This window comes from Candidatus Hydrogenedentota bacterium, assembly GCA_013359265.1.
Taxonomy (GTDB): Bacteria; Hydrogenedentota; Hydrogenedentia; order Hydrogenedentales; family SLHB01; genus JABWCD01.
Genome location: JABWCD010000005.1, coordinates 199,937 through 226,488, shown reverse-complemented (window position 1 = coordinate 226,488; position 26,552 = coordinate 199,937). Strand labels below are relative to the sequence as shown.

Below are 26,552 nucleotides of genomic sequence, written 5' to 3'. Positions count from 1 at the left end.
ACCTCCTCGAACGGGGTGAACGGTGGCTGGCGGCGCATCCGGAAAAGGCACGGCCTCTTCTACTACAAGTCAGCTCGAACTTCGTTCCACCAGTGATGCCCCAATTATCCAAAATCGAGCAAACCCGCGCAAACCGCCTCCCCGCGCTGCTTAAATAGGGACAGTCACCTGTTAAATTCAACCGATACTTGTCCTGAGTCAACGCGTCGACGGCTGCCAATGCGCCCACATCGCACCGTACCCCTCGGGAACCTTGGTAATCGGATGCGCCTCGGACGCATCGAGGTTGGCGACATGCAGTTGACGGCGGCCTGACCGCGTCGATCCAAACGCGATGCGCTGCTTGTCCGGCGCCGGTTTGACGTGGTAATGGTGCACGCCCGGGGCCGAATGTGTCAGTTGTTCGACCTTCCCATCGAGCATCACGCACATTAACTCGAAGGCGTCTCCGACCTTCGCCGTGTAATACACCGCGTCGCCACTCAAGCACCACACCGGCACGTCGCTACTGCCGCCATGAAAATCGAACACGTCGTAGACGGTCATCACCCCGTCATACCCACCGCGATCGGCGAGCTTTCGCAACTCCGATCCGTCCGGCCGCGCGACATGGGGATGACAGTTGTAGTGTTCCCCGGAAAGAAACATCAGCCACTGTCCATCCGGCGACCACTGAGGCACGAAGTTGAAAGGATTCCCCGTCTCGATCATGCGCGCATTTTCGCCGTTGGCGTCCGCAACATAAATCTTATAGTCCTGGTGATACGCGACCTTGGTTCCATCCGGCGACGCACTGAACCCGTATGCGAAGCCCTTCGTGCCCTGTGATAAATCCCGCTTGTTGCGCCCGTCCATGTCCATAACGAACGGATGTGAGACGCCGTCGATGAGCGCCGTAAACCCAAGTTTGGGCGTCGCGCCGGGTATAAAGATTAATCCGCTGTTATATGCACTGACGCGCTCGATCTCCGTTAAATTCTTCAGCTCGCCGCTGGCCATTTCGTGCAAGTAGATATCAAACAACCATCCCTCGGTCATCCGAAACGTTTTGTGCTCTTCCTCCCACTTCGCATTCTCAGGATCTTCCCATCCGCACCCGATCACCGCTTGGCGGCCGTCCGGCGACCAACCCGCGAACTGTGTCCAGCAGTTCTCCGATTCGATAAGCTCCGGAGCCAGCTCTCGCCGTACCGTTCCCTCGTCACGCACGACACACGCCCGCGACGTAACCTGGTTCGCATGCCGCGTCGGAAGGTTTGTCCGGTACTCCGTGTACCCGACGAGACCACCCGTGAGTTTTGCAGACGAAAACGTAGTACAGCCAGCGGAAAAACACGCCGCTACTAGCGACTGTCGCAGGAATGCTCTTCGATACATTGCGTCGCCTCTTAAAACGGCAATTGAACTATCGCGCGATGGACAACAAATGGCAGGTCTAGTCGTGAATGTGGAATGCATGCCTATAGTTCCAATGCTGATTTCAAGACGCCCTCGCCGCACCCGTACGCCTACAAACATGGTGCCAACGGCCCGAACGGCTTTCTACGTAGAGTATGAGAACGGCGGGATACCAGGATCAAAGCGAACCGATTCGTCCCCCCTTGCACATTACCCAAAGAGCGACGAATCGGTGTTGAATGCGTGAAGACTACTGCGAATCGCCCGTGGCCATAATGCCACCGCCGAAGCCAGTGGTCCCGTCGCTCCGTTGAATCGGTTGAGCGCCGGGTGTATCCGTCATGAGGACGAATTCTCCATCCATCCATCGCCATTCGGGGTCCCCAGACCGGCGAATCTCGCCAATCTTCCCCATAAGCGTGGCGCCGTTCGGGATGTCATCACCATCGATGAAGTATGCATCCTTGTCGTCGTCCGGCCCGAGCAACTTGATGTTGCTCCGCTTGTGAGTCAGGTTGTAATCGTATCCGTTGTTGTTGAGCCCGTTCGAGATATGATGCGAATTCGATTCTACCGGCACCCAGTTTCCATCGATTTCGACGAACTTACTGACTACATACTCGTAATAGGCGGACCTGGTGGGCTCCAGCGGATTTTTTTCGTAGATGTCCCCTTCTCGCATCGCAATAATGGACTTCGCGACGTTATAGCCTCGCCCCGGCGCGAACCACACCGTAAAATCCCCGAATGCGGTATCGGCATCGACGACGTAGCACTCGAGCCCACCGACGGATTCCTTCGCGGGCCGCATGGCGATTTGCCGAGCGCTGTAGAGAAGCTCCTCCATGCGCAGTCCCGCCACCAACGGATAACCGAGCATATCTCCCCCGGGATAGGCGCCGTAGAGCACACAGCTTCGTCCATGGTCGAAGGCGCTCTGTAGTATCTGAGTGTTCAAAGCGTCAGAAGTAATCTGCAACATCCCAGGCTTACCATGGAACTCGCCGCCGCCCGCGTCGTACTGCGCGTGCGCGTCGCCGTTGTACACCCAGATGTGAAATGCCGCACGCTCGGCGGGATAACTGTCGGCCCAACGCCGCCCCCAATTCCATCGCTTTTGGGCAACCCGCGTACCGTCCGTGATCAACGACCCGCGCTCGGAGAAGTCGTTCCGTCCAGGTTCCGCCGCAAAGGACTGGAAGAAGTAGGCGCCACTCGTCCGGTGCACGTATTCGAAACTTATCCGCCGAATACGGTCCTGATTCGACGTATACGCATCGACGACTTCCCGCCACGATGTCGGTTCCTTCGTTTCCGGCTTCACGACAGCGGGCGCCGCGGGTTCCGGAACGGCCGACGCCACGGACGCTTCGACAGCGAGAGGATCGACCGGCGCAGGCGCGATTACCGATGGGACAGCTACGGGCGCATCCGCGGCCACGGCGTTCGCGACAGGTTCGGAGTGGATGAACGCTGCGTATATCGCGATCGCGCCCGCGACTACAAGCGTCGCGGCAAGACCTGCAAGCAGCTTCGCGCTGAGCCACGCCGCCGCTGCCGCACGACCGGTGGCGCCGCCGGTCAACGCGAGCTTTCCCAAGCTTGCGGAAAGGCTCGCCGGCACGGGTGGCCACGCAGACGCCTGCTGCGACATCATCGCGGCGAGTGCCGCCACCGCAATGGGAATGCCGTTCTGCCGCATGCGCTCCCGGATCAGTTCGACGCCCTTCTGAATCCGTTGCGATATGGCCCCGTGCGTCACGCCCTCGCTTTCGGCGATCGCCGTGACGGACTCGTCTTCGATAAAATGCGCAACGATGGTTGCGCGAATCTTCTCGGGCAAGGCCTCGATAGATTGATCGATAAACTGGCTGATATCGTCCCACTGCGCTACGGCAATTGACGCGCGCTCCCTGATAAACCGTTCCTCCCGTTCACGCCGCCGCTGATCGTTTCGGCGCCGATTCAGCGCTTTGTGCGTCGCTACACGGTGGAGCCATGCCCCCAACGATCCCGTGGGTCCCGTGTGCGCCATTGCGAGCGCGGTAAAACACTCTTGGGTAATCTCCTCTGCGTCGGCCGGGCTGCGTAGAATTCGCATACTCGTGCCGTAAACCGCTGCACAATAGCGCTTGGTTAGAGTTTTGAAGGCTTGCGCATCGCGTCGCGCGAACCACTGACTGAGAAGCGTTTGGTCGGCTGTTGACATGATCGGGTCTCCAGGATAGGTGCCTTGACTGCCTGTTCTACCCCTAATCTCACCGCGCCCGTCGGTTTCGTTAGCTACGAGCATTCTGAAGGCGCAAGTATGAATTCTGCAGCCGAGATCATGTTTGAATCGTGTCAAGCCCGGGTAAATCGCGATCCAGATTCGATAGCTACATTTCTCCCGGTGGCCCCATCATCTGGTTCGAGATCAACATCAAATCCTTGAACCCAATCGGCCCTGCAAGCACGTGGTACTCTTTTAGCCCCGCAAGTTGCAGCAGGCTCTCACGCGTCAAGTAAATGTACGGCTCTTTCGACGCGAACTTCTCCTTCACCCGCGCAGGGCTCTGCTCCAACGGAATGACAGTTGCCGAATAGAAATCGACGGATGGGTACATTTTGGACTGCTCGACCGTGTACCCCGCGTTCGCAAAACGCGCAGCGAGCACCGCAATTCCCTTCGGCGATTCGTTGCCCCGATAATGGTCGCCGCGCCCGATCAAATACACAAGCACCGCGCACAACGTCGCGGCAAATATACCTGCGTTCCGATAGGTCCGGCTGCGAAACGAAATCAGACACGCGAGCAGCCCCACTACCGCCAGGGGCGCGGTCAATGCGAACAATGTGAATGAAGGACCCCTCACCGCGAAATACGCGATCCCGCCCGGCAGCGCAACCGCCAATAACGCGAGCGTCGCAATCTGCCAGTACCGCGCCCATCGCTCCATCCAATCCGCAGCCAACCCACTCCCTATCTGTGCGATGTGATACCCCAGCGCAATCACCATGAACGGCACGCACGGCAGAATGTATTCATACTCCTTCCCTGCGATCAGCGAAAACAGGAGCACGCTCAGCCACGACATCAGCACGCAAAACCGGTACAAATCGTTCTGCCGGTCCCACTCGCGCTTCGAGAACTGAAACGGCAAGAGGAATCCCCACGGCGCGATCATGAACGCGATCGCCGCGATGAAGTACCACGGCGCGCCGCTGTTGATCTCGCTCGCGACATACGTGCGCTCGACAACCTGGCTGTGGAGCATCGCGCGGATGGTCTCCCAACTCATCTGGCGTATTACCGCAACGCCCCACGGCAGCGCGAGCGAAGCGCCAATCGCCATCGCACCAAACCAATACCCCAACCTCGCGCGCCTGATTCCCGCGTGGCGGAGCGCGAGGTATGTCCACACAAGCATTACCGCGATGAGCGCGACAGGTGTCCCCAATGCTTTCGCATGTGCCGGCAGCACGCGCACCGCGATCTCTTTCAGCAACAATTCGAGAGCGAACGCGGCGATACTCACGCGGATGCCAACGCCCGCTACCTTTGTGAGATTCGGGCTGCTCGTTACAAACACCGCAATCGCGGCCGCCCAGAAGAACAGGAAAGGCACCGGCCCCTTCAACATCACGGCCGCGCCAAACGCGATTCCGGACGCGATACAAAGCTGCGCTCGCCGCACGGCAGATTCGTTCAGCGTCGCGTTGCGCGCGGCCACGATCGCGAGAAAAATCGCTAACGTCAGCGGGATGTCCAATTCCGAGTATCGCATCCGCTGCAGCGCGTACGGGGACGCAAGCATCGCCAGCGCTGCCCATCGCGCCGCGCGTTCGCCCGCCTGTTTGCGCGACAGGAAGTACATACTCATCACCAGGGCAACACCCGCAAGCGCCGTCGGCGTGCGCGCGGTGAATTCCGATATGCCCGCCGCGCGGTAGACGCCCGCAATGGCCCAATACAGCAGCGGCGGCTTCACGAGATACGGCTCGCCGTTCAACCGCGGAATAACGTAGTCGCCCGTGCGCACCATCGTCGCCGGCGGCGCAGCGCGCTGCCCCTCGTTGTCTTCAAAAATGTCGCCACGCCCCAACGCGAAAAAGACCGCGAACAGCGCCGCCCCAAGCAACACCACCCAGAACCTACTGGTCATGCTTCACCCACGCACTCCAACGCTCCCCTCCCTCAACACCCGCATTCGCGCCCGCACTCGTGCGCGTTCACGTGCTCGTCATCCTAATCGCAATCGAGTTCGTAATCGACCCCTTGCTGGTGCATCAGTCACCCGCGCCGCATGCACCCCTCAAGCACGTCGCGCGAGTCCTTCGCAAATGCAAAAACGCCCGGCATGAAGCCGGGCGCACGATTCGTCAATCGAATTGAATTCAGTTGTCTCGAATCGATCCCTTGCGGGCCTTCTTGAGCATGTCGCCCGAATACGGATTCCCCTCGAGCGGCTTGCCCTCCCGCTTCGCGGCATCGTCCGCTTCTTTCCACTCGCCGACGTATTTCAATCCACCGGGACGCGGCGTATTGCGGTCATGCGCGGACGCCGGCCACTGCTGCTTCGAAAACTTCGCGGCCGCCCGTGCCACCTCCGCGCGCTCCTCGGGCGTCATCGCGTGCCGATCCACTTCCGATTGCGCAACCGTTATGGCCCCGGTGCCGAACACCGTGCCGACGCTGGTTGCGCCGCCGTACCAAAGAATCGCCGCCGTGGACGGCAAATCCGCCAGCGCCGCCAGACGCCGATCCGAGTCGATGTATTCGTTTATCGGGTGTGTCTGCTCGACGGGCAGCGGATACTGGCCGGCCATACCCATGTAGGTGCCCCCGCCAATCTCCACCAGCCCACGCCGCACCCCGCGGAAGAACTGGACGCCTCCGCCCGCGTGGCCGGCCTTCCGGTGGCCTTCGTCAATCGTCGCACCGATTTGATAATGGAACGCCTTCAGCCCCCGCCAAAACGCCTTGAACGGCCGCGTCGCCGGCTCTTCCGCATTGCCATACTTGCCCCAATGCGAAGGCTCGATCGCCGTGCGCTGTTTGGATACCGGCGCCGAACTCTCGATCCACGTGTGGTACTTTTGGTACTGCGCCGATGCGCTCAACGCCACTACCGAAGTCAGCCCCGCCACCAAGAGGAGTCTCATCCGCTGCATGAAGCCTCTCCAAACCTTATGTGCCAAACCCCATAGGGCCCATACCGGCCCCGAACAAAATCAGTTTACAGCATTCCCCGCAACAATGCCAAGCACTTTTGGCCACGCACAAAACAGGGACGGAGGCGAGGGGTGGAATCCTCGCCTCCGTAAAGAGAACCGGCGGTCAGCAACCGGTTAGGAGTGATTCTTGCGCCGATACAGTGCCAGACTTGCCAATCCAAGCCCCAGCAGGCCAAGCGTCGCAGGCTCGGGGACAACGCCGCCCGGCAGATTTCCTGCAAACACGCTGTCATCATTCGGGCCCTGAGACCATTTCACGACGGCCAGGTTCCCGAAGAAATCCGGCGACCCGCCACTCGGAAGTCCATTGAAGAAGTCCAAAACATCGAGGTTCGACCCACCAACGAGGAATGTTACCGTCACGGTTCCACCAGACGCGAGACCGGCATTCCCCGGATCGCCGAAGTCGAACTCGTAGTCGTATGTCCCGAATGGGCCGGCCGAAGAGTTCTGCGTCAGCGCGGTATTCGTCAATGAACCGTCGTTGAGAATCGATAATGACGTCACGTCGCTGGACACGTTGAAAAACAATTCCGATAACGTATACGTGTCGGGGGCTGTCGTCTGGTTGGAAATCTCCATCGTCAGCACGCTTGTACCGACATCGAAACTCCAAACTACCTGGGCGTCAAACACCCCTGCGTCTGGCTGGTCCTGGTCACTCAGTTGACCGCTGAAGGCAATCACCTCCGCACCCGCTGGCACGGCTGCAACCGCGAGGAAAGCGGCTACCAGCGCCAGCACCCTGTTCGTCTTCATTGTTCCCACTCCTAAAGGTGTCAAAGCCTGATATAAATAGGATAAATGAGATGGAGCAAGAGGAATGCCGAATCGCACCTAAGGCGAAAAGTAACAATACGGAAGCCAGAATATCGTCGCAAGCCGCATTTCAAATTACTGCCGCATATATGCTTAGCAACTACGTCCGGGCAGAAGCGCGGAATTCTGCTATGTCAGTAGTTTACTTTGCCGGATAGTAACTCGCACTGAAACACTCAAAACCTTTTGTCATCACTGACCAACCTTTATACACTCCCTTCCCGTGAATCGCCCGGCCGCAACCCTACCCGAAGCGCCCGTCCAGTCCGTGCTGACGCAAACGCCGAATCAGCGCGCCCCAAATCGAAAATCTCGGAGACGAGTCCAGCGAACGGGTATCGTCTCGATTCGGCATCGAGAAGACGTAGTCCTCGCTCGAGGTGCGCAGGGTGATAATTGTGGATGCCCCGCATCATGAGGCATTTCCGTGTGATGACATTACCATCCACCTCAAACAGGCAGCCCGGTGTCACCATGCCCGCCAGTAGAAGTCGCCCGCCAATGCGGAGCGCTTCAATCGCGGCGGCAGCCGCACGTGGATCGCCGCACACCTCGAAAGCAACGTCTACTCCCTCTGCCCCGCCGGTATCTCGCACCCACCGCACAACGCCGCGGACATCGGTGGCATCCGAAGAGGCGAAGTCCGCGCCAAACCGTCGTGCCTGGTCCGCGCGAATCCGGTCTACATCGCTGACCAGTACGCGACCCGCCCCCGCCGACTTCGCGAGCGCGGCGAGATAAATGCCAAGCAGTCCGGCCCCCATAATCAATACGGAATCGCCAGGCCCTACTCCGCCGATGGACTCGACGGCACACACGGCAGTCGCCAGGGCGCAATTCGCCGGCGCCACAATGCTGTCGTCTAGGGCCGCCGGGACCGCGAAGATGGCCGTGCCGGGATAGAGGTAGATGTATTCCGCATACCCGCCGGTAAGTCCCGGCCAGGTGTCCGTGGACAAGTGGCCATACTTCTTTATATGGCGGCATTTTTGCGGGAGTTGCGCCGCGCAACGGTCGCACGCGCCACACGACGCCATGATGCTCCACGTTACCCGATCGCCAACACGCAGCGCTTTTCCGTTCCAGTAGCGCGTCCCCTCCCCCACGGCGACAACGTCGCCTACCGATTCGTGGCCGAGAATACTGGGGACCGGTTCGTTGCGCCGGCCCGACACCGTGTGCAGATCGGACCCGCAGACCGTGCTCAACCGAATTCGGCACAACGCCGAGCCGGGCGGCAGCGCGCGCGGCACGGAGAACTCGCGAATCGCGATCGGCTTGCCCGGCCCCTCGAATACCGCGGCCCTACACGTGGCAGGAAGGGCAACCATCGATTATGCGTGAAACAGCCGCTGGGCATTCCCGCCCGCAATCGCCTGCTTCGCGTCTTCATCCGCATCGAGGCACTGCAACTTGAGGAAGGCCGGCGACGCCGTCTTGAATGGGAAACCGGTACCCAGCAGGACGCGCTCCGGCCCAAGCGCGCCGACCATGATCTCGATGTCTTTTCCGAGCACGCTGGTCATGCGCGAGATCTCGACGTAGAACGGCAGCGCGTGCATGCGTTTCCAGTTGTCGCTGTCACGCGGCCAACCGAGGATCGATTCCAGAAGAATGAATGTGGTGTTTGGCCGCTGTTCCGCCAACGTCAGCACACGCACGGGATCGAGGTTGTCCACGACATCCATCCAATGCCGTTGCCGCGCGTCTTCGATCCGGCATTGAAACGAAACAGGCAAACCCGCCTCCGTCGCGGCGTCGAGAATCGCCAACGTTTCGGGACTTTCAATCGAATAGCCGTGGTAGATCGGGTACAGGCGCAGCGCCTTGAACCCGAGGTCAACGCATTCTTTCAAATCGCGTTGCCATCCCGCGTACGCAGGATTCAGCGTCGCGTACAACGCAAAACGGTCCGCATGTTCGCGCGTATCGTCGTACAGCTTCTTGTTGCCGTCGTGCGAATCACGGTACAGGATCGCATCCGCGGAAGCGACGCACGCCTTCGATATCCCGAATTGTTCCATCATCCCAAGCACGCCGGCGGTATCGTTCCGCCGCAACCGGCGAAACGGCCAGTTCCCGATAAACGTGTGCGCATCGACGATGCCGGGACCAAAGAGTGACTCATACCTCTTCATGGCACGGCCCTCTTCCGGAGGATCGCTTCAAAGTTCGCGCCAAGCACTCGCGCCCGTTCTTCGTCCGTCAGGTTTGCATCGAGGATTTTCCCGACGCCGCCCTCCATCGTCATATCCGTCGCGAAAAGCAGTCGATCCACGCCGACCGCCTCGACCGCTCTATCAACCATCCATTCGTCAATGACGCTTCCGGACGTATCGAGATAAACCGTCTCCGATTCGCGCAAATGCTTCAGCGCCCACTCCCAGTCGCCCCCGCCGCCGATGTGCCCCTCGATGAGGATCAACTCCGGAAAGCGCTGCGCCACGCGGACAAATCGCGCCGCGTCGCTGATGTGGGGCTGCAACTTCTGCGTCACCGGATCGTTCGGGCGCCCCGCATGCGACAACACCGGAATCTGCCACTCGCTCGCAAGTTTCAGAACCGGAGCGACAACGTCGTCATCGATGAAATGCTGGTTGTACAGCTTCACGCCGATGAAACCGTCGTTCTTCACGCGTTCGCGGATTTCGTCCAGCGCCTTCGGATCGGAGGGATTCACGTAACAGTACCCGCGATACCGCGTCGGGTGCCGCGCAATGGCCTGCTTCACGCGCTCGTTCGCGGCATGGAATTCCACATAGGTCAATGGCCCGGTAAGTTGCAGGTCGACCACGCAAAAAAGATCGATTCCCAAGAGGTCGCCCGCCTCGATCGTGGCGTCGCAATACTCCGTGTCCAGCGAACCGTCCTTCGCCGCACGGACGTGCATGTGACAATCGATCACCATGGGAATTTTGGATTTTGGATTTTGGATTTTGGATTGACGGTCCACAACAGACCGGACGAATCGACGCTGCCGTGGTGTCTGATCCATACCAGTCTCGATCTGGCTGCTATCACCGGCGCGAATCCAATCGAATTAATCATCTGAGGTGTCCCGCACAGCGCAACGAGCGGCAGTTCAATCCAAAATCCAAAATCCAAAATCCAAAATGGATACTCTCGCCGCCTGCTGGCGTCATTTCTCCCCGCCGTTTGCTAGGTCTTCGAACCCGAACAGCCCCATCACATGGTATCCGCTGTCCACGTGGATGACTTCGCCGGTAATCGCACTCGAATGGTCCGATAACAAAAACACCGTCGTCTGCCCCACGTCGGTTTGCGACACGTTGCGGCGCATGGGCGCGACCTTCTCGGCCGCGGTCAGCATGCCACGCATGCCGGCGATAGCGCTTGCGGACAAGGTCTTAATCGGCCCGGCGCTGATGCAGTTGACGCGGATGCCCTTCGGCCCAAGATCGTTCGCGAGGTAGCGCGCGCTGCATTCGAGCGCCGCCTTCGCCACGCCCATCACGTTGTACCGGGGCACCACCTTCTCCGCGCCGTAGTATGTCATCGCCACGATGCTGCCCCCGTTCGGCATCATGGGCGCAGCCTCGCGCGCGAGCGCGACTAGCGAGTACGCCGAAATATTGAGCGCCAACGCGAAGTTCGCGCGCGGTGTCGTGATGTATTGGTCCTTCAAGTCTTCCCGGTCCGCAAACGCGACCGAGTGAATCACGAAATCAATCGTGTCCCATTCCTTCTTAACCGACGCGAAAAATGCAGCAATCTCGTCGTCGCTCTGTACATTGCAGTTAAACACCGGCGATCCTGGCAGAAACTCGTCCACAAGCTTGCGCACGCGCCGCTCCAACTGCTCGCCCAGGTAATTGAACGCCAGCGACGCCCCCTGCGCCGCACACGCTTGCGCACACCCCCACGCGATCGACTTCTCGTTCGCAACGCCAAACACCACGCCGCGCTTACCCGCAAGCAAACCTTCCGCCATGACGCCTCCTTCGTTGGGAAATCGCGAAAGCGCGTATTGTAGAGGATGGCGCAGACTCATGCTAACTTGCGCCGAATTCGCCGGAATCCCCCTGCATCGCGGCACTTCTGGACCCGCCACGGAAGGGCACGATTCCAATGCGCGCCAAAGAAGTCTTTTAAGTAAACATTAACAATTCGCCCCTTCGGTGATATTCTGGTCGGTGGGGAATTCACTTCGAAAAGACTGGGCCAATCTCCAGTCGGGGGAATGTGTCATGCGATCGATTCCGTTCGCGCTCTGCATCATTGCCCTGTTTGGTGCAGGACTCTTCATTACCGCAACAGCGCACGCGCAAGGACCCGGCGGCTCGCCGGCTTCTCAAATCAACTTTTACGGCTCGCCAAATTCCGGCAAACCGCCGCTCGAGGTCCACTTTCATCTCGAGTGCGACGAATCCACGATGAACCAGGTTACGAAGTGGTCCTGGGATTTCGGAGATGGCGCCACGAGCAGCGACGGTTACACCTCGCACACGTACGAAAAGGAAGGCACATTTACAGTCTCGCTGGCCCACACGATAGGTGACAAGACGTACACCACGGCAAGGAAAAACTACATCTCGGTCGGTGCGAACGTCGCGCCACAGACCGAGTCGCAGCCCGAACAGACGCCGCAGGATCAACCGCAACCGGCGCAAACCTCTGAGCGTGCTACGACGCCGAACCTATCGCCACCATCGGCCGCGGACGACCTAGTCTTCATTCACCATTCCTGCGGCGAGAACTGGTTGAACAGCGGTCTGCACCACACATTGGCCGCGAAAAACTACATCGACGAACGCAACGACATCACCTACGGCGTTGCGGTCGCGCACGACTCCGGAAGGCCCGCGTCGCTCGGCGACGTGGCCGGCGAACTGACCGACATGCATCATTGGGTCCTCTGGTTCAATGACTACCTCGACGGCGTTCGCAGGCACGACTGCGCGTCCGGCGTCAACCGCATTGTCGTGTTCAAGAGTTGCTTCCCCAACAGCCACGTTGACGACAATGGAACCGAACCCGGCGACCCCTTCAGCGACTGGAAAACGACCGCAAACTACAAGGCAGTGTTCCGGCATCCCGCCGGGCCCGGCAATACCTATGAACACGATGGCAACGCCTACCGTGCGCTGGAAGATGTCTTCGCGAAACGTTCGGACACGCTCTTTATCGCCATCACCGCCCCGCCGGAATGCTGGCAGGATTCGGATGCGGAAATCGGCGCGCGGGCACGTGCGTTCAACCTATGGCTGAAAGGCGAGTGGCTCGCCGGTTACCAACAGCGAACCGGCCTGCACAACGTCGCCGTGTTCGACTGGTTCGACGTACTTGCCGCGCCGGCCTCGGACCGCGCTCATGCGAACCGCCTGCGCGGCGAGTATGGCGGCGGCTCCGGCGACTCTCACCCCAACGACGCCGCCAACACGCGATCGACGCAACTGTTCGCCGCGTTTCTGGACACCGCATGGCAGGCCTTCACCGCGGGAAAATAGACGCAGGGCCCGTTAAGGCCGGTTGAAGTACGCGCGGAGCGCCTCGATGTTCCGCGCATTTCCGGCGTTGTCCTCCGGCGGCAACGTGGTTGTCGTATCGGCCTTGGCGAACCCGTAGATGCCCCAGTCCGCGAAGCGGGCATCGTCCACGATCTTTTGCGCGTTGTGTTGGTCGCCCCAACCGCACACGCACTGGATAAGCTTCGTGTTTGCGCCCACGCCGCCGCGCACCGCCAACATCTTCTTCGGATCGGGATGCTCGTTCATGAGCCAATCCACTTCCTGCAACATCTTCGAGTCCTTGAGTTGCGGATGCAGCAAGTCGTAGCACGTGAGCCATATGATGCAGTCCGGCTTGGCGCGCTTGGCCGCGTCGCGAATGCGCTCCCAACACCGCGCCAATGCGCGGCGGTTGAACTCGTCGATGCGCTCGCGCGTCATCGCGTCGTCGCCCGGCCACGGTTCGCCAAACAGTTCCGAGTACATCGCCTTCTCGCAATCGAGCCACGCGTACTGCTTGTCCGTATAGAAGTGCGACGCGTTGTACACCCAATCGATCATGAACCCGTCGATTCCTGTCTTCGTCAGCGCCTCGGGGATTACGGCTGCAAGGTAATCGAGATATTTCGTCGTGAACGGAATCGATATCGAGTTCGGCAGCGGATGTACTTCGCCGGGATACTTCTCGCTCCAATACGCATTCGCCCCGATGCAGAAATAGCCCATGACCCGCATGCCCTCGGCATGCCCCAACCGCGTGATTTCCGCCAGGAATTCGCCCTGCATGCCCGGCTGCACCGGCGCCACCTCGCTGCGGTACCACGCGTAACCGGGACAACTCACGCAAAACGTCTGAATCGTGTTCGCGCCAAGCGCCTTGTACCAGGCAACGTGCTGCTCCGGCGAAGCCGACGCAAACATCCCCGGCGTCGCAAACCCCTCCGGCCCCCAATTGAAATCGACACAAAACGCTTTGACGCGGTCTCCCGGCGATGCCGCATCCGGAGCCGCGGTCACAACAAACGAGGCGACAAGAATTCCGAGAACGGACATGGCTCCCCCTCCCCACCTACCCCCGAGCCATTGTAACAGGAAGCATCCGCGCGATACTGCGGCTGGTGTGGTCCAAGTTCGCCTGCACACAAACTTGATTCGCCGTGACGCGCACATCCAGATTCGGACGCAACGGCGACGTCGCGTCGCGCGGACGTCACTCGATCGGTGGCCGTCCCGCCAGAGTTGTCAGAATGTTCATCGTCGCCTCCGTCATCGGAAAGCCGCCGGGATATGGAATCCATTCGACATGGTAATCCATAAAAAGCACGTTCCCACCGCTAAGGTCGTCGTGGTTATCCGGCCACTCGATAAGCATCGGAATGCGCGAGGCCGCAAGAGATGGGAGGCGGCTTCTCTCGGTTGCAAGAAATGCCAGGTCATTGCGCAGGCGGTGAATTGTACTGCCAAGACTCGTATTACCCGGTAAATCGGCGGAAAAATCGCCACCCTCGGCGAGTCTGGCCAGGTACGCATTCGCGAACGCTTCAACGTCGTCATCGGTCATGACGGCATATCCCAAGTACACGTAGCTGTGATCGTCAACCACTGGAGTCGCACACGCCATAGAAGATGCTGGGCAACTAAGCCGGATAATATCGTCCAGATAGAATGGCACCATCGGATATGACGTAAACATGAGTCTACCGGGTGCGTTCGACAATTGCGGCAGGAATCCGAATTCGGGCCACCCAAACGTCCTCATCGAGATGCCTAACGAGAATAGATTGTCTTGGCAAAGCGCTTGAAGATGAGGATCGTGTTCGCGAGTGAAATCTTTACTCGCCCAACTCGTCGTCGGTGCCCAATTCGCAATCGATGCAAGAGTCGTGACCGTGCTCTCCGTCATTGGAAACTTGCCGGGGTACGGAACGAACTCGCGGTGTCCATCCAAGAACTGCACGTGACCGCCAGTCAATGCTTGATGGTTCCCCGGCCATTCCATTAAAACGGGTATCTCGTGGTCACCTACGAATCCTTCTGGACTGGGATCAATCTCATGGAATAGCTGGCCAGACCGAGGCACACGTAATCGAACTAAGCTGTTTCCATAACTGCTGCTAATCGGAAGATCGTCCGAAAAATCTCCGCCGCCGGTAACTTCGGCTTGATATGCCTGTGCGAACGCCCGTACGTCCGAATCGTTCGTCATCACGTACCCGAAATATACGTAATGCCTATCGTCAAAGTCCGGTGGCAATGTTGTTGGCGCAGCAGCAGGGCAAACGAAAAAATTAGGATTGTCTACGTATTCGGGAAAAACTTCGCTTTGAGCGACCATCAGTTTTCCAGGCGTGTTTGATATGCGCGCATACTGCCTGCTGCTTTGATCTCGGCCAAATCCCAGGCACGCGAGATCCACAGTACCCAAATTCCGGCTGCACGCGTCGAGCCATCCGTACGGATCATAGTCCAGCGTTTCCCACGGCTGAAGCTGCGCATAGGCGGTTGTGGGTAGATGGCCTGCAAGCGACGCCAGCGCAGCAATTGTATTGGCGGTCATGGGAAATTCCCCGGGATAGTCCCTCCATTCCACGTGTCCGTCAAGATACACAATGTGCCCACCTGAAATGCCTTTATGGTTTCCAGGCCACTCAATTAAGATCGGGAATTCTCTGTCCGGAATGCACTGGCTCGGATCATTGACGTTCGTCGTGAGAAAGCGACCTATGTCCAGACGTAGTCGCAGCAATTCGTCTCCGTAGCTCGCTTCGGCGGGCAGATCGTCCGAGAAATCGCCACCCGAACCGATCTCCTCCCAATACGCGTCAACAAACGCGGCGACGTCTTCGTCATTTCGAACGGCATATCCGAGAAACGCGAAGTGTTGATCGTCAAAGCGCGGCTTTGGCGTTATGGGAGCAGCGCCCGGGCAAATAAGGACATCCGGTTTCGGAATATAGAGAGGATACACTTCGTCCTCCCGCATCATAAGTCTGCCTGGTTCACTTGAGAGTCTCGGTAATCGTTCCTGCGGATTGTCGCGTGCAAAGTTCAGGATGAAATGCTGCAATTCGAATGTGATATTTGCTGAGCATCGGGTGCCAAAATGATAGGTCTCTCGCTCAAGTGAATACGGCCACGTTAGAAGCGGATAGTTCCATCCCGTGGGAGGTTCGTATCCCGCCAAAGCGCCCAATGCTGAAATCGTTGCTTCCGTCATCGGGAATTCGCCGGGATATCGAATGAATGAAACGTGGCCGTCCATGTAGAGAACGTTACCGCCAAATCCCTCTTGATGATTATCAGGCCATTCAAACATTATCGGTATTAAGTGTTTATTCTCCGCGGGTACTAGATTCTCCCTTAGTCGGTACACCGCATTGCCAAAACTTGTCACACCGGGAAGATCACCGGAGAATTCGCCACCGGATGCAGTTTGTGCTGAATATGCATTCACAAAGGCCATAACGTCGATCTCGTTTCGGACCGCGTATCCCAAGTAGACGTAGTGTTTATCGTCATACGGCACTAACGGCGGCGGATCGATCCGCCCTTGGCACGAGAGCCACTCGGGGTCGAACCGGCATCCGGCGTAAATCTCATCCTGTGTAAACATCAGCCGACCAGGTACGCTTGATAGCTTGGGAAACCACACGTTTCCGCCGAATGTAAATTCCTTAAGTACGAGGCCGGTTCGCACCAGATTTCCTCGACAACTCGACGCATACGCGAAGACGTGCGCTTTATTGCCGCGCTGCCACGGCGTCAAATCATCCGGCCTTGTCATGGCCGTCACGCGCAATTGTGCCTGCGGCATGTGTTCATTGGGATAATCGGCGGCGATGTCCCACACGATGCGCCTGTCCACGCCCGGCGCGACGTGCGCGATGTCGCCGGTTATCGACGTGACTGGATACGAGAAGCCGTCCGCGCCCGCGTTCTTCGACAGCGACACGGCAATATCGCAGTTGCACAGCAGCGAGGTGAGGTCGTACGTGATGACGACTTCCGTGCCGCCGCCCGAGCGCGGCTGCTGCGTGAAGTGCACGTTGGTCACTTCCGGCGCCTGCCCATGCGCCGCAGGCGCAGCGAACACGGCAAGGATCAACGTCACGTGCGCCGCGCGGCCCAGCCGCCGCGCCACAACCGCGCCCAACACGACCAACGCCACAACCACCGCCCACACCCGCACCGGCACTGCCGGAAAGTTCAACGTCAACAACGCGGAATCGTCGAGCGTACCGACATTGCCTAGCGCGTCCGACGCGCTGATATGGATGTCCGCCGGGGTCGGCCCGCCGCCCCCCGGCCGCACGGTGAATGTGTAGGTGTACGTCCCGCCCGATTCGCCCACGAACAACGCCCCGTATCCGTTCACGTACACCAGCGGATTGCCAAGCAGCGGTTCGGAGACATCGAACGTGATTGTGACCGCCTCGCCCGGGTCCGCATTCGGCTGGCTCACCTGCAGGTTCGTCACCGTCGGCCCCATCGTGTCCAGCAACCCGACCTGCGAGTCCCCGCTGCCCGTGAGCGCGCCCACACAAGGGCACAGGGCGACCGCCAACGCCACTATCCCCCAAGCAAAGCGATTCATGCGCGGCCCTCGCGTACAACGCACCCATCAAACCCGAGAGTAAGACCGGCGTGATGCTACGCCATTCCGCCCTACTATTGCAATCCATTTGAATGACGCATGAGACTATTTGGACGGCAGCGGCGCGGCGTCCGCCCGGCGCCGCATTCTACATAGTCGCAGTGCTCGCCTGAGCAATAGGAGCGATTCGTAAGCGCGGTCTCGGATGGGACCGTGAGGGTCGAGCAGGTTCATGATGAGTCTACCAGCCACGGCATGTCGTTCACGCGGGACCGATAGCTTTCTTTTCCTCGTGCCAGGCCGCCGCAAAACAGTTCAATCAATCCCCTCGCGCTTCATCAGCCGCCACAACGTCGTCCTCCCGATGCCCAACAACTCCGCCGCTTCCGATCGGTTGCCGCGGGTGCGTTTGAGCATTGCGCGCAGGGCGTCTCCGGTGAGTTCTTGCGAGGGCCGCACGGAGCGAGAGTGAATGATTTCCTCCAGCGGTTAATCGATGCCGGGTCACTCGCCTGCACCCGAAGGCGCAACAGGCGATTAAGAAAGGAATCGATCGTACTCGTCATGCGGACCGATCCAAAACCATGTGACCGTATTGCCCTCGCGGATTCCAAGAGCGCGGTACCCGCGCGAGATGCGGACGGACCAGACGTTTTCTTCGGTGTCCACGCACTTGAAGTGTAATGACGGATGGTACGGATTATCTTTCCACAGACGATAAGCTTTTCGGACTTGAGTGCGGAGCGTTTCGTCAACCAATTGGTACGACGCCCAGAACGAGGGCAGCGCGCGAGAAATCACAACCGCTCAAGATCGAGCGGCTCGGCGAGGCCTTGCGCGATTTCCCGTTTGGCGCGGCGGGCAGCTTCCGCAAGTTGCGGTTGCGTTCTCGCGATCGTATCGTCCCATTGAATTTCGTCGCGGAGATCTTCGAGGTATTCCCGCAGGTGGTCGACGACCTGTCGTTGCGCGGCTTCGGGCAGGTCCTCAAGTATTTGGACGACCGTTGTTATCGCGCTGGATGACATAGCTCTCTTCCAATGCTTCCGTTGCGATCCGGAATGTCACGTGTCTCAATTCTAACACCGAATACAAATGCCGGCAACGGCGGCTTTATGGATCAATCAATCCCTTCGCGCTTCATCAGCCGCCACAACGTCGTCCTCCCGATGCCCAGCAACTCCGCCGCCTCCGATCGGTTGCCGCGGGTGCGTTTGAGCATTGCGCGCAGGACGTCGCCGGTGAGTTCTTGCGAGGGCCGCACGGAGCGGAACGAAATTATCTCTTCCGGCAAGTCTTCGATACCAAGTTCGCGATTGGGGCCAAACACAACCGCATGTTCGATTGTATTCCGCAACTGCCGCAAGTTTCCCGGCCACGCACAATCGAGCAGCGCCTGCTTGAACTCCTTCGAGAACTGCGCGGCCGGGCGATCGTAACGGTCGCGCGCATCGACCATGAACGCGTGCGCCAGCGGAAGGATACAGTCGAGCCGGTCGCGCAACGGCGGCACGTCCATGCGTCCGATGGCGATGGCGTAATACAGGTCTTCGCGGATTTTGCCGTGCGTCATCTGGGTCTGCGGATCGTACTGCGTCGCGGCGATGACGCGCACATCGGCCTTCTGCGGTTCCTGCGCGCCGAGCGGCGTCACCGTCTTGTCCTCCATCGCGCGGAGGAGCATACCCTGCGCCTCGGGCGTGAGATGCGTGATCTCGTCGAAATAGGTCGTGCCCTTGTTCGCGCGCGCGAGCGCGCCGGTGTGCCCGCGGCTGGCGCCCTGAAACGCGCCCTGCGCAAACCCCGCAAGTTCCTGCACGAGCAGCGACGCCGCCAGCGCACGGCAGTCGACCACCTCGAACGCGCCTGCCTTGCGCGCGCTGCACAAGTGGATCGCTTTGGCAAGCGTGGCCCGGCCCGTGCCCGGTTCGCCGACCATGAGAACCGGCACGTCGGATTGCGCAACCTGCTTCGCGCGCCGCATGACCGACTGCATGTTTTCGGATTCCGCGATCAGGCTGTCGAGCAACAGGTCGCTCTTGAGCCGGCGGTTGATGCTGTTCAGCGCCGCAGCCGACCGGCTCGCAGTCTCCTTGAGCTGCACAATCTGCTCGTCGCGCGCGGTCAGTTCGGCATCAATGGAATCTACCTTGAATGCGTTGCGCACCCAGTTCGCTTCTTCGCCGTATTCGTTCTCGAACTTGGCGAGGATGCGGCACGGGCCCTTGCCCGAAGCCGAACACGACTTCTCCATCGCAATAACCCGCCGGCCTAGAACCTCGCTCGTGTGCCCGGCAAGGTAACCGCAGGTGGTCCAGCACACCGAGTCAGCGGCTTCGGTCGTAACCAGGCGGTGGACAGCGGCTTCTGTCGAAGATTGAAGGGTGATTTCTCGGTAAAGTGTATTTGACTCCAAGTCGAACTCGAACCGCACCGGCTCCGCCACGAGCTTCCCCAACATCTGAGCAAAGACCGTAACCGCCTGGAGCGCCAACCGAACATTCCCCTCGTACTGCTCAAGGTGCCGCAAGGCGTCCCGGCGCCCCTGCTCAAACCCGATCCGGTAATACAGGGATCGCGCACGATCCCGGCCAAGCGTCTGGATGACCTGGCGCCGTTCCACAGCGAGGGACTCGACATCCTCGAACACCCCGACCCGGCCCATGAAGCTGACCTTGCCGGAAGGGGGACTAGTCTCGATCCAACTCGTCCGAGTGTTCTCTAGGTAGTGGCCGAGGACGGGGGGCAAATCCAGAAAAACTTGAGCGCTGAGGCGGGTTGGACGCTTTATCATGGCAATTCCCCTAGGTGAGGGAGTCTAACAGTGACTTGTCAGAAAATCAAGTGTTTCATTAGAAACATGACGTTACTGCTTATAATATGTAAAAAGATAATATACGCACAACATGTCAATATCCCCAAAATGGACCCTGTTTGATTGGCTCAACCCCGATCCCGCGCGCGTAGCCAAGCCCAAGCGAGCAACGTCGAGCTACTTTGCAGGGGTGGACTGGGCGGCGGCCTTCTGTAGAACGCGGCGCTTCTTGAGCCCACTAAGCACGATCCAAAGAATGACCCCTGCGGCCGAAGCCGCCAGGGCCATGACCTGCTGGGTGGTCATTCCAAAGGCGAGGATCGGGTTCCCATCGTCGCGTAGCATTTCGATGCCGAACCGGCCGATGCCGTAGAAGAAGAAATAGTAGCAGGTTGTCGAGCCGTGGAAGGGCCGACAGTACTTACGAAGCGTTATTAATAATATACACAAAATCACCAAACCAAAACTGCTGTAAAGCTGTGTCGGGTGAATGTGATACGACCACTGGTCAATGGCCGGGTTCAGGCCAAATCTGTGAACGTGATCCAAAAACGCGGGGCTTCCGGTCATAGGTTTCGCGGTGTCGAACGGTACGCGCGGAAAACTAATGCCCCACGCCATATCGGTGCGCGCGCCGTAGCAGCAACCGTTCAGAAAACAGCCGAGCCGCCCGAGCGCGTGGCCAAGCGCCAGGCACGGCGCGGCAAGGTCACAGACCGTCCAGAACGGCATCTTGTGCCGGCGGGTCCACCACCAGATGAAAACGACCGCGGGCGGAATCGCACCTTGAAAGACGAGTCCCCCGTTCCACAACGCGAACCAGCCGAGCGGATTCGACCAGGAAAAATCTTCGGGAAACATCATAATGAACGCGACACGCGTGCCCGCGAGCGCGAGCAGCAACACCCAGAACGCCGCATCCGCGATCTTGTCCGGGTCGAGACCGAACTTCGGGGCGTCGCGCCGCGCGAGAAATAATCCCGCGAGAAACCCGAACGCCATCATCAGGCCGTAGGAGTGAATCGGCAGCGGACCGAGCTTTAGGAGGATGGGGTACATTCACATATCCCTATTCGGTTGCAGAACTCCGTGCACCTCGTGCTCGTGCGTCGTAATCGCGCTCGTAATCGTAATCGAATATGGACGTCAAAAGCGCTCTGCAAAACTTGGGCGAAACGTACCCCCAGCAACCGACGCGCGGACGTTTTAGGATTGTTCGATTAGTGGCCCGATTCAGATTATGAGGACGATTACGACTGCGAGCTTCAAATGGCCGAGAACGCCCTGGTGCAATCCGCCTACAGCGACCCCGTCTTTTCCAACTTCGCCTGGCACTCGATGCAGTACCGCGCCGACGGAAATACCTCGAGCCGTTTCGGGTTGATCGGTTTCTCGCAGCCTTCGCAATCGCCGTATTTCCCCAGCTTGATCCGTTCGAGCGCGTCGGCTACGTCGCGCAACCGTTGCGCTTCGCCGCTGGCGATGCTGAGCGCGGTCTCGCGCTCGAAGTTGTCCGTGCCGACTTCGGCGTAACTCGCGATGTCGGCCGTTTGGTCCGTAGCGGTTTGATAAAGGGTATCTTCCTCAAGGCGGCGAATGCCCATTCCAAGGCGTTCGCCCTCTTCGAGGAGGAGTTTCTCGTACTTCTTCGAATCCCTCTTATTCATCGTCAACCAACTCCCAGTTGTTTGGCGCAAACGGCACAGATTTGTTCGTGGCCGGCAATAGTACCAACCGTCTCGCGCACATGCCAGCAACGGACACACTTCGACCCCGGCGCCGGCGCGACGGTTACAGCTACGCGTTCTTCCGCACCCTTTCCTCGATCCGAAATCGGCGCAATCTGAATATGTGAAACGATCATGAGGTCGTATAGCTGGCTCTCATAGACCCGCAACACGCGCCAAGTTTCTTCATCTCCGGGCCAAATTGTCAGCGACGCCTGCAACGACGAACCAATCATCTCGGCGCGGCGCGCTTCTTCAAGTTGTTTCGACGCAACCGCACGCACGCGCAGCAGCGCGTCCCATTCCGCGGCAGCGCCGTTTGCCAATTTGTATTCCGGCCTGACAGAAGGAAACTCCGCAAGGTGCACGCTTTGTTCCCGGCGCAGGTGTTCCGGCAGATAGCCCCACGCCTCGTCCGCCGTATACGCAAGCACCGGCGCCAGGAGCGACAACAAGTCGGACAGAATCTCCGCCAGCGCGGTCTGCGCGGCGCGCCGGTCCTTCGATTCTTTCGCGAAGGTGTACAGGCGATCCTTGAGCACGTCGAGATACAGCGAGCTCATGTCCACCGCGCAGAAGTTGTGCAGCGCGTGATAGACAATGTGAAACTCGTAATCGGCGTACGCATTCAGCACGCGCTCCTTCACCACCTGCATCCGGTGCAGCGCCCACTTGTCGATGTCCCACATCGCATCGTACGCAACGGCGTCGTTCGCGCCGAAATCCGCGATGTTCCCAAGCATGTGCCGCATTGTGTTACGAAACTTACGATAGGAATCCTGCTGCCGCGTGAGGATTTCGTCGGAGATGCGCACGTCCTGGCGGTAATTCTCGCTCGAGACCCACAGACGCACGATGTCCGCGCCGTATTTTTTCAATAGATCCGGCAGGCCGACGTAGTTGCCGAGGCGCTTGGACATCGCCTTGCCCTCGGCATCGACCACGTAGCCGTGCGTGAGCACGGCGCGGTACGGCGCGGCGCCCTTCGCGGCAACGGCGGGAATCAGCGACGACTGGAACCACCCGCGGTGTTGGTCGCTGCCTTCGAGGTACAGGTCCACCGGCCACGTGAGGTCGGGATGCGTTTCGCACACCGCCCGGTGACTCGAACCCGAATCGAACCAGACATCGAGAATGTCTTTCTCATGGACAAACTCGGTCTCACCGGTCACCGGGTGTTTCGCACCGGGCGGCAACAGTTGCTCCGTCGGCGTGTCAAACCAGCGGTCGATGCCGTCCGCGGACGACAGCGCCAGTTCTTCGATGCGCTTGAACGATTCCGGCGTCGCGTAGACCTCGCCGCTTTCCTTCCCGTAGAACACGGGAATCGGCACGCCCCACGCGCGCTGCCGGCTGATGCACCAGTCCGGGCGCTGCGCAACCATGCCGTAGATGCGTTCCTTGCCCCACTCGGGAATCCACTGCACCGTGTCGATCGCCGCGAGCACCTTTTCGCGCAGCCCGTTGTGGTCCATATTCACGAACCATTGCGGTGTCGCGCGGAAGATGACCGGGCCGCTGCAACGCCAGCAGTGCGGGTAGCTGTGCTGATACGCCGAATGCGCGACGAGCGCGCCGCTTTCTTTCAGGTCGTTGACAATCTGCGCGTTCGCCTTGAATACGAACTGGCCCGCATAAGGTCCCGCGTCGTTCGTAAACACGCCGCTCTTGTTCACCGGCGAGAACGGCGCAATGCCGTACTTCATGCCGACGACGTAGTCCTCGTGACCGTGTCCGGGCGCCGTGTGCACGCAGCCCGTACCCGCGTCGAGCGTGACGTGCTCGCCCAGGATCACGGGGCAGACCTTCTCGGGGAAGATCGCATGACGGTACGTTAGATGTTCCAAGTCTTTGCCGGTGAACTTCGCGACCGTCTCGTACTGCGTGATGCCCATCGCCTCGAGCGCAACCGGCGCGAGGAAGGACGACAGGATGTACGTCTCCCCTCCCACCTTGATCGCGCTGTAGTCGTAATCGGGATGCACGCACACCGCGAGGTTCGCGGGCAGCGTCCACGGCGTCGTCGTCCAAATGACAAAATAGACGTCGCCGCTCACGCCGGGGACGGGCTTTTCCGCCTTGAACTTCACATAAATCGACGGCGAGGTCTTGTCCCCGTACTCGACTTCCGCCTCCGCCAGCGCCGTCTCGCAGTTCGGGCACCAATAGATCGGCTTGAGCCCGCGGTAGATCGCCCCGGTCTGGTAGATTTCCGCGAACGTGCGGATGATCGTCGCCACGTACTGCGGGCTGAGCGTGAGGTACGGGTTCTCCCATTCGCCGGTCACGCCAAGCCGTTTAAAATCCTTCCGGTGAATGTCCACGTATTTCAACGCGAACGCGCGGCAGCTCTGGCGGATTTCCGCCTGCGACATCGTCTTCGCCTTGCTGCCGAGTTCGGACGCCACCTTGTGCTCGATCGGCAACCCATGGCAGTCCCAACCCGGCACGTACGGCGCGTCGAACCCCGCCATCTGCCGCGATTTGACCACCACGTCTTTCAGAATCTTGTTCAGCGCGTGGCCGGAATGCAGCTCGCCATTGGCGTACGGCGGACCATCGTGCAGCACGAACTTCTTCCGCCCCGCACGCGACTCCCGCATCAATTTGTACAAGCCCATCTCCTCCCACCGCGCCAGGATGTCCGGCTCCCGCTGCGTCAGGTTCGCCTTCATCGGAAACGCGGTATTCGGAAGATTGACCGTGTCTTTGTAGTCTTTGTCCGTCGCCGTTGCCATGTGTGCCTACCAAGCCATTCGGTAATCCGCCAAAAATATGCGCAGATCCCCCCGAATTGAGGCCAAGAATCTAGCACGGCGCGGCGGGTAAATCAAAAAGCGGTAACACTGGCCCATGCTTTCGGGAAATTCAGCCCCGCCAACCTATCCAACAAATAGACGGTCGCCTTGGGTGGTGTTAGTGTATCATTCACGCGCCAAGGTGGGGAGACCGGACTTAACGGTCCGAACACCGCTATTACTGGTTGTGGGCTGCGAGAGATTTCCACTGGTGGCTGGCTGAGATTATCTCGTTGTCTCAAATTCGACGATGGGGAAAGGCGCCCTCTACGCATAGGTAGAGAATCATGATTGACACAATTCGAAACGCGCTAGTGGTGCGACCACGAATTGAAGCCGTGAAGCAGATTTTTTGGGAGATTCTAGGGTTCGACCGCGTACGTGACGAACTAAACATCAACGTGCTCGGCCTCTCGAAAGAAAGTGTCGTCTCGGCGGTCGAGGTATTTGGCGAAATAGACGATTTCAAACTGATTCTTGCACACCTAGACGGCCGCACAAGCTGGAATCCTCGTCTGCTTGATGAGATCGCACAGGCCGTCGCCCGGCAGTGGCCCACTTCAGCGCTGCTACTCACGGATAACCTGGAACGCGAGTGGATTCTATTGCAGCAGAACGGCGCAGCGCGTGCCGCAGCGCTCCGCCTATTTGATCCTAGTATGCAGGCAGTACCTGTCCTTGCCCAAATTGGCCGCTCCCTCGCAGGGGACGATCTTTCCACACTAGAAGCCGATACCCAAATTGCGTCGGGACTGGATTGGGCCCGATGCGAAGTAATCATACGCCATTGGTTCGCAAACCTCGAAGCACCCACGCACTCCGCCTTTACGCTATGGATAAAGACAATGCTCAGTTACAGACTTTTCTCGCCCGCGGAGGAAAGGCAGACGTTCTTGCGTTTGGCAGACCTTTGGCCAATGACAGAGCGCGGCACACACTCCTGTCCTGGAGGCCCGGCTGCGCAATACTTTCAAGAGTGCGTCTATCGAAACTTGCGTTTGGCCGCGTGGATCGGATTCAAATTCCGCGACCAGTGCTCGACTGCTCTTGAACTGTTGGATCTTTTCCAAGAAGGCACCATAGGTTTGATGCGGGCGGTCCAAGAATATGATCCCGGCCGCGGCCACCGCTTTTCAACCTACGCCTATTATTGGGTTAGACAAACGGTTCGTCGTCACATTGATTTGCAGGGGAACACGATTCGCATACCTGTGCACGCGCTTGATGAGCGCAGAAAACTCGCATCCGTCGAACGCCGCTTAACCCAACATTTAGGGAAATTGCCATCATCGAACGACCTTGCAAGTGAATTGATGATCAGTCCGCGCCGGATCACCGCACTCCGTTTGCTACCGCTTCGTCGTTTGCCCTTAGCGACCCATAACGATGAAACTCAAGACGAGAACCTAAAGTGCGCATTGGCAGAAGCGAACCCCGTAGCTGCTGCCGAGCACGTGGCAGAGGAAAGTATCGCTCGCGACGTTATAGATGAAACACTTGCTAGCCTGTCGGAACGTGAAGAAAAAGTAATCCGTCTACGATTTGGACTTGGCGACGGATACCCGCGAACGCTTCAAGAGGTCGGCTCCATTTTTGATGTGACACGCGAACGCATTCGGCAAATTGAAGCTGAAGGTCTCCGCAAGTTACGCCATCCAACAAGAAAGAGATACTTGAGAATGTTACTCTAGATGCTTGGCCGAAGTTGGCTGCGCA

General features: G+C 59.1%; 19 protein-coding genes. 2 read left to right on the top strand and 17 right to left on the bottom strand.

Annotated elements, in window-relative coordinates:
* Positions 1 to 198: 198 nt before the first annotated feature.
* The 9 genes from HUU46_06285 to HUU46_06245 all read right to left on the bottom strand — a co-directional run bounded on the left by HUU46_06285 (position 199) and on the right by HUU46_06245 (position 11,386).
* Positions 199 to 1,209 carry a PD40 domain-containing protein gene (locus tag HUU46_06285; GenBank protein NUM53232.1) on the bottom strand — a complete coding sequence of 337 codons (1,011 nt, stop codon included), beginning with the start codon at positions 1,207 to 1,209 and terminating at the stop codon, positions 199 to 201.
* 439 nt (positions 1,210 to 1,648) lie between these two features.
* The gene (locus HUU46_06280; protein ID NUM53231.1) at positions 1,649 to 3,607 is read right to left on the bottom strand and encodes a sigma-70 family RNA polymerase sigma factor; all 1,959 of its coding nucleotides are present in this window, start codon (positions 3,605 to 3,607) and stop codon (positions 1,649 to 1,651) included.
* Positions 3,608 to 3,776: 169 nt separating this feature from the next.
* A complete protein-coding gene (locus HUU46_06275; protein ID NUM53230.1) occupies positions 3,777 to 5,543 on the bottom strand; it encodes a glycosyltransferase family 39 protein in 1,767 nt (588 codons plus the stop codon).
* Positions 5,544 to 5,775: 232 nt separating this feature from the next.
* Entirely contained in the window at positions 5,776 to 6,552 is a 777-nt protein-coding gene (locus HUU46_06270; GenBank protein ID NUM53229.1) for a hypothetical protein, read from the bottom strand.
* A 177-nt stretch (positions 6,553 to 6,729) separates the two neighbouring features.
* The gene (locus HUU46_06265; GenBank protein ID NUM53228.1) at positions 6,730 to 7,374 is read right to left on the bottom strand and encodes a PEP-CTERM sorting domain-containing protein; all 645 of its coding nucleotides are present in this window, start codon (positions 7,372 to 7,374) and stop codon (positions 6,730 to 6,732) included.
* A 266-nt stretch (positions 7,375 to 7,640) separates the two neighbouring features.
* A complete protein-coding gene (locus HUU46_06260; protein NUM53227.1) occupies positions 7,641 to 8,765 on the bottom strand; it encodes an alcohol dehydrogenase catalytic domain-containing protein in 1,125 nt (374 codons plus the stop codon).
* A 3-nt stretch (positions 8,766 to 8,768) separates the two neighbouring features.
* The gene (locus HUU46_06255; protein ID NUM53226.1) at positions 8,769 to 9,572 is read right to left on the bottom strand and encodes an amidohydrolase family protein; all 804 of its coding nucleotides are present in this window, start codon (positions 9,570 to 9,572) and stop codon (positions 8,769 to 8,771) included.
* A complete protein-coding gene (locus HUU46_06250) occupies positions 9,569 to 10,429 on the bottom strand; it encodes an amidohydrolase family protein (protein ID NUM53225.1) in 861 nt (286 codons plus the stop codon). Before HUU46_06250 ends, HUU46_06255 begins: the two co-directional genes overlap by 4 nt.
* Positions 10,430 to 10,573: 144 nt before the next feature.
* Positions 10,574 to 11,386 carry an enoyl-ACP reductase gene (locus tag HUU46_06245; GenBank protein NUM53224.1) on the bottom strand — a complete coding sequence of 271 codons (813 nt, stop codon included), beginning with the start codon at positions 11,384 to 11,386 and terminating at the stop codon, positions 10,574 to 10,576.
* Positions 11,387 to 11,642: 256 nt separating this feature from the next.
* Here HUU46_06245 and HUU46_06240 point away from each other — a divergent pair, with 256 nt between their 5' ends.
* Positions 11,643 to 12,902: a PKD domain-containing protein gene (locus HUU46_06240; protein NUM53223.1), complete on the top strand. Its 1,260-nt coding sequence runs from the start codon at positions 11,643 to 11,645 to the stop codon at positions 12,900 to 12,902.
* A gap of 12 nt (positions 12,903 to 12,914) precedes the next feature.
* Here HUU46_06240 and HUU46_06235 read toward each other — a convergent pair whose 3' ends face one another.
* From HUU46_06235 to ileS, 8 genes are all read right to left on the bottom strand, one after another.
* Positions 12,915 to 13,955: a hypothetical protein gene (locus HUU46_06235; protein NUM53222.1), complete on the bottom strand. Its 1,041-nt coding sequence runs from the start codon at positions 13,953 to 13,955 to the stop codon at positions 12,915 to 12,917.
* Between the two features lie 157 nt (positions 13,956 to 14,112).
* The gene (locus HUU46_06230; protein ID NUM53221.1) at positions 14,113 to 17,496 is read right to left on the bottom strand and encodes a hypothetical protein; all 3,384 of its coding nucleotides are present in this window, start codon (positions 17,494 to 17,496) and stop codon (positions 14,113 to 14,115) included.
* Between the two features lie 315 nt (positions 17,497 to 17,811).
* A complete protein-coding gene (locus tag HUU46_06225; GenBank protein NUM53220.1) occupies positions 17,812 to 17,913 on the bottom strand; it encodes a hypothetical protein in 102 nt (33 codons plus the stop codon).
* A gap of 380 nt (positions 17,914 to 18,293) precedes the next feature.
* Positions 18,294 to 18,524, bottom strand: coding sequence for a hypothetical protein (locus HUU46_06220; GenBank protein NUM53219.1), 231 nt, complete (start codon positions 18,522 to 18,524; stop codon positions 18,294 to 18,296).
* Positions 18,525 to 18,616: 92 nt separating this feature from the next.
* Positions 18,617 to 20,290 carry a sigma 54-interacting transcriptional regulator gene (locus HUU46_06215; protein NUM53218.1) on the bottom strand — a complete coding sequence of 558 codons (1,674 nt, stop codon included), beginning with the start codon at positions 20,288 to 20,290 and terminating at the stop codon, positions 18,617 to 18,619.
* Positions 20,291 to 20,488: 198 nt separating this feature from the next.
* Complete coding sequence (gene lgt, locus HUU46_06210; protein NUM53217.1) at positions 20,489 to 21,370, bottom strand: prolipoprotein diacylglyceryl transferase; 882 nt, start codon at positions 21,368 to 21,370, stop codon at positions 20,489 to 20,491.
* Between the two features lie 239 nt (positions 21,371 to 21,609).
* The gene (locus HUU46_06205; GenBank protein ID NUM53216.1) at positions 21,610 to 21,978 is read right to left on the bottom strand and encodes a TraR/DksA C4-type zinc finger protein; all 369 of its coding nucleotides are present in this window, start codon (positions 21,976 to 21,978) and stop codon (positions 21,610 to 21,612) included.
* Positions 21,979 to 21,980: 2 nt separating this feature from the next.
* Positions 21,981 to 24,776: an isoleucine--tRNA ligase gene (gene ileS / locus HUU46_06200; GenBank protein NUM53215.1), complete on the bottom strand. Its 2,796-nt coding sequence runs from the start codon at positions 24,774 to 24,776 to the stop codon at positions 21,981 to 21,983.
* 347 nt (positions 24,777 to 25,123) lie between these two features.
* Here ileS and HUU46_06195 point away from each other — a divergent pair, with 347 nt between their 5' ends.
* Positions 25,124 to 26,527, top strand: a complete 1,404-nt coding sequence (locus HUU46_06195; GenBank protein ID NUM53214.1) for a sigma-70 family RNA polymerase sigma factor — start codon at positions 25,124 to 25,126, stop codon at positions 26,525 to 26,527.
* Positions 26,528 to 26,552: the final 25 nt, after the last annotated feature.

What these genes read in the sequence shown, in the direction of transcription:
- HUU46_06280 (NUM53231.1), bottom strand. Translation starts at nt 3,607, where the DNA reads ATGTCAACAGCCGACCAAACGCTTCTCAGTCAGTGGTTCGCGCGACGC.
- HUU46_06275 (NUM53230.1), bottom strand. Translation starts at nt 5,543, where the DNA reads ATGACCAGTAGGTTCTGGGTGGTGTTGCTTGGGGCGGCGCTGTTCGCG.
- HUU46_06270 (NUM53229.1), bottom strand. Translation starts at nt 6,552, where the DNA reads ATGCAGCGGATGAGACTCCTCTTGGTGGCGGGGCTGACTTCGGTAGTG.
- HUU46_06265 (NUM53228.1), bottom strand. Translation starts at nt 7,374, where the DNA reads ATGAAGACGAACAGGGTGCTGGCGCTGGTAGCCGCTTTCCTCGCGGTT.
- HUU46_06260 (NUM53227.1), bottom strand. Translation starts at nt 8,765, where the DNA reads ATGGTTGCCCTTCCTGCCACGTGTAGGGCCGCGGTATTCGAGGGGCCG.
- HUU46_06255 (NUM53226.1), bottom strand. Translation starts at nt 9,572, where the DNA reads ATGAAGAGGTATGAGTCACTCTTTGGTCCCGGCATCGTCGATGCGCAC.
- HUU46_06250 (NUM53225.1), bottom strand. Translation starts at nt 10,429, where the DNA reads ATGGATCAGACACCACGGCAGCGTCGATTCGTCCGGTCTGTTGTGGAC.
- HUU46_06245 (NUM53224.1), bottom strand. Translation starts at nt 11,386, where the DNA reads ATGGCGGAAGGTTTGCTTGCGGGTAAGCGCGGCGTGGTGTTTGGCGTT.
- HUU46_06240 (NUM53223.1), top strand. Translation starts at nt 11,643, where the DNA reads ATGCGATCGATTCCGTTCGCGCTCTGCATCATTGCCCTGTTTGGTGCA.
- HUU46_06235 (NUM53222.1), bottom strand. Translation starts at nt 13,955, where the DNA reads ATGTCCGTTCTCGGAATTCTTGTCGCCTCGTTTGTTGTGACCGCGGCT.
- HUU46_06230 (NUM53221.1), bottom strand. Translation starts at nt 17,496, where the DNA reads ATGAATCGCTTTGCTTGGGGGATAGTGGCGTTGGCGGTCGCCCTGTGC.
- HUU46_06225 (NUM53220.1), bottom strand. Translation starts at nt 17,913, where the DNA reads ATGCTCAAACGCACCCGCGGCAACCGATCGGAAGCGGCGGAGTTGTTG.
- HUU46_06220 (NUM53219.1), bottom strand. Translation starts at nt 18,524, where the DNA reads ATGTCATCCAGCGCGATAACAACGGTCGTCCAAATACTTGAGGACCTG.
- HUU46_06215 (NUM53218.1), bottom strand. Translation starts at nt 20,290, where the DNA reads ATGATAAAGCGTCCAACCCGCCTCAGCGCTCAAGTTTTTCTGGATTTG.
- lgt (NUM53217.1), bottom strand. Translation starts at nt 21,370, where the DNA reads ATGTACCCCATCCTCCTAAAGCTCGGTCCGCTGCCGATTCACTCCTAC.
- HUU46_06205 (NUM53216.1), bottom strand. Translation starts at nt 21,978, where the DNA reads ATGAATAAGAGGGATTCGAAGAAGTACGAGAAACTCCTCCTCGAAGAG.
- ileS (NUM53215.1), bottom strand. Translation starts at nt 24,776, where the DNA reads ATGGCAACGGCGACGGACAAAGACTACAAAGACACGGTCAATCTTCCG.
- HUU46_06195 (NUM53214.1), top strand. Translation starts at nt 25,124, where the DNA reads ATGATTGACACAATTCGAAACGCGCTAGTGGTGCGACCACGAATTGAA.